This is a genomic window from Draconibacterium sp., assembly GCF_041583095.1.
Classification (GTDB): Bacteria; Bacteroidota; Bacteroidia; order Bacteroidales; family Prolixibacteraceae; genus Draconibacterium.
Genome location: NZ_JBFHGM010000389.1, coordinates 1 through 3,620, shown reverse-complemented (window position 1 = coordinate 3,620; position 3,620 = coordinate 1). Strand labels below are relative to the sequence as shown.

Genomic DNA, 3,620 nt, shown 5'->3' with positions numbered 1-3,620 from the left:
CTTTTCGGGGGGGGGGGCCTACCAACAAATCATTGGCCAGCGTGTTGTTTTTAATCTGCTTTGTTGTGCGGTCGAATTCAATTTTAGTATTTAAATGTTGGGCAATCGTTCCCAACACAAATACCTGGCTCAGCGGTGCCGAAATCTCGAACGGCGATCGGGTCTTTTCCTCACCCCTACATGCTAACACAAAGTTTTCGAAATGATTGGAAGGACTCTCAGGCACCTTGGGTAAATGTGTCATTACCTGCTCTGCTTTTTCTGAAGGTAAAATAGATAAGGTACTTCCATGTGAACCGCCTTTAAAAGTCAGCTCTTTACCGTAAATAATCTTCCCGGGATTCAGCTTTCTTTTTTCTATCTGGCCGGTACTTGCTGCCGGAATATTATCAGCAAGTTCAGATGTGCCATAGTTCTCCGGAAGTTCGGGCTGATTATTAATACCATCGTACCACGATATGGTTAATGGAGGCATCTCGTTTCGTTCCGGGAACTTAAAATCGAGTGTTGTGGCTTGCGGATAAAACAGCGGGTTGTGTCCTTCGATTTTTACAGGGTCCACTTCGTAAGGCAATCCAAGATCGAGAAATTCGTGAACAGTATCAATAATGTGTGCGCCCCAGTCGCCCAATGCACCCATTCCAAAGTCGTACCAGCAGCGCCACTGGCCATTAATGTAATCGTGGTTATATTCATGAAACTGTGCCGTGCCTAGCCAGGTATCCCAATCCAGTGTTTTGGGTACTGGTTCTCCTTTGGGGAAAGAAATCATTCCGGTATCCCAGCCATGCCACCTTCTGCTGTTATTCATGTGTGCTACTACTTTAGTCACATCTTTAATAATTCCGTTTTCGACCCAGGTTTTAAACTGAAAATAATTTCCTTCAGAATGTCCCTGGTTGCCCATTTGCGTTACAACTTTATATTTTTTAGCGGCATTCATCAGCAACTCCGATTCCTGAAAAGTGCGGGTCAATGGTTTTTCAACATAAACGTGCTTCCCCAGCGACATTGCCAAAATGGTTATCGGGAAATGCGAAAAATCGGGTGTTCCCACTACTACCGCATCAATCGACTTGTTCATCTTGTCGAACATCACCCTGAAATCCTTAAATTGCTCTGCCTTCGGATATGTTTTCATCGATTCGGAAGTATGCTTTGCCCCCATGTCGGTATCGCACATGGCTACATTGTTTACCATTCCGGTTTGCATAATTTCCCGAAGAATCTGACCTCCCCGGTTTCCAATTCCACAGAATGCCACATTTACTTTATCACTGGGCATAATACGACCAGGCCGGCCAAATACGACATGTCCCGGAACAATGGTTAGCGCACCAACTCCAAGTGCAGCATTTTTAATAAATGTTCTCCTGTTATTATTTTTTGTTTCGCTCATTTTAATCACATTTTACGAGAAGTTATTGATCGGTTGAATATTGAAATTAGTCCAATGGTTTGATTTTTATGTTTCGAAACCAAACTTCGTCACCATGGTCTTGCAATAGAATGTGTCCTTCTTCAAAATTTCCAAAATTATCCCATTGCTGGTATTTACTGTAGTTCACCAACGCCTGCCATTCCTGTGTATTTCTTTCGTATTCCACCACTTTTATTCCGTTCAGATAGTGCACCACATTATTTCCGTTAACTTCAATCCGCGCCCTGTTCCACGAACCAATACCGTTAAAACGTTTGTCTCTCAGATTTTTATCATAAAAACTACCGTTGGCAGGAATAAGGTCATATAGAGAACCCAATGTTCGATTTCCCAAAACTCCTTTTTTTGCATCGGGATGCTTCTTGTCGTCGAGGATTTGGAATTCGCAACCAATGGCAGAGCCTTCTCCCTTGTTCAGGTTACCCTGTACAAAATATTTAATTCCACTGTTGGCTCCTTCAGTCAGATTAAAATCTACCTCCAGAACAAAGTTTTTATAACGATCAACTGTAACAATATCGCCACCATTTCCCGACTCAGCGCCATCGGCACTTTCAACAACCAGAATGCCATCTTCAATGTGCCAACCCTTTTCAGGAAAATTTTCCAATTTCACACCACGCCAGCCTTTTGTGGATTTTCCATCCCAAAGTAATTTCCAGCCTTCTTTCTGTTCTCGTTCCGTAAGGGAGTTTTTCAGGTAACTAACCTCTGTCACTTCCTGTGGCATTTCCATTCGGTTTTCTTCCAGGTTATCCGTCATTATACGAATGTTTCTCCATCGAATTTCTTTCCCGGCCAGGGTTGTGTTTTTCCCGATTGAATGCACTTGTAAGCCAATAAATCCTTGTGCTGTCAGGTCGTCAACCAGGTTGGTTACCGGAATACCGTTGAGCCATGTACGGATTGAATTACCGATTGCTTCAACACGATAACTATTCCATTGTCCTTTTTTGAATGCATTTTTTGCCGATTTGTTATATTCAAGCGGATATAACCAACCTCGTCGTGCTTCATCGTATATACCGGCCGACCAGGCGCGTTCGGAATCATCACATTCAACCTGGTAACCGTGTACCCGACCATTACGATATTCGGGCAGGCTATTACTTCGGATTTGTACTCCGGAATTCAGTCCTTCATTCATTTTCATTTCGTATTCCAAAATAAAATCACCGTAATACTTTTCGGTTACTAAAAAAGTATTAGGTGTTCCCATCTCACTGGTCCCGATTATCTCCCCATTTTCAACCTTGTATTTGGCAGTACCATTTAACACTGTCCACCCCTTTAGGTTTTTACCATTGAAAAGTTGTTTCCAATTCTCGTTATTTTCTGGCATTGTCCAACTCATCAATACAATCAGCACGATTAATGCTGAGAACGTTAGTTTCATATAATTCTTCATTTTTGGAATTTTGTTTTATAGTTTTATAAATCGTTGTTTTATAATTGATAGATCTTGTTTGAATATTTAAATTAAATGACCATTTCCGATAATTCAGATTAAGAACCTGAGTTTATAAGTTATCGTGCCAAAGCTAATAAGAACTTTAAATTCAGATATGGAATATCTTTTCGGTGTTATGCAGTATTTAACCAGGACCATATAGCTGTAAATATCACACTTTTACAGATTCACAAAATTTACTTGGTGAGGCTCCAAATTGTTTCTTAAAACATTTGCTAAAGTACAATGCATCGTTGTAACCCACTTTGTAGGCCACCTCCGAAACACTTAGCTCGGTTTCGGATAGCATTTGGGCAGCTTTTTTTAAGCGAAATGTTTGAACAAAATCAGTGGGTGAAGTGCCTACAATATTTTTAAGTTTTCGATACAGGTACGAATAACTAACACCGAGCTCCTGGCACAACATATCTTTATTCAGTTCCGGGTTATCAATATGCTTTTCAACAAATACAATTATATTTTGTACCAGGTCTTCATCTGGTTTCGAGAGTGTTAATTTCTCAGGAGTAATGGAAAAATCGTTCTTAAACCTACTTTTTAATTTTTCAAGATTATTTAAAATATTTCGAACACGAATTTTTAGCAACTCTGGTTCAAATGGTTTGGTTATATAATCGTCTGCACCTGTTTTATAACCTACCAATTTGTTCTCTACCGAGGCAAGAGCAGTCATTAGAATAACCGGAATATGACTAATTTCTGGTGTAG

At 40.4% G+C, this 3,620-nt stretch carries 3 protein-coding genes; all 3 read right to left on the bottom strand.

The genetic code is table 11. The features are described 5' to 3' along the window. Positions 1–1,399: Gfo/Idh/MocA family protein (locus ABZB17_RS21535; protein WP_372653551.1), on the bottom strand; the 1,399-nt coding region annotated here is incomplete at its 3' end. A gap of 46 nt (positions 1,400–1,445) precedes the next feature. After that, positions 1,446–2,849, bottom strand: a complete 1,404-nt coding sequence (locus ABZB17_RS21530) for a DUF1080 domain-containing protein (protein WP_372653549.1) — start codon at positions 2,847–2,849, stop codon at positions 1,446–1,448. 214 nt (positions 2,850–3,063) lie between these two features. Next, the coding region (locus ABZB17_RS21525) for a helix-turn-helix domain-containing protein (RefSeq protein WP_372653547.1) at positions 3,064–3,620 on the bottom strand (557 nt) is incomplete at its 5' end.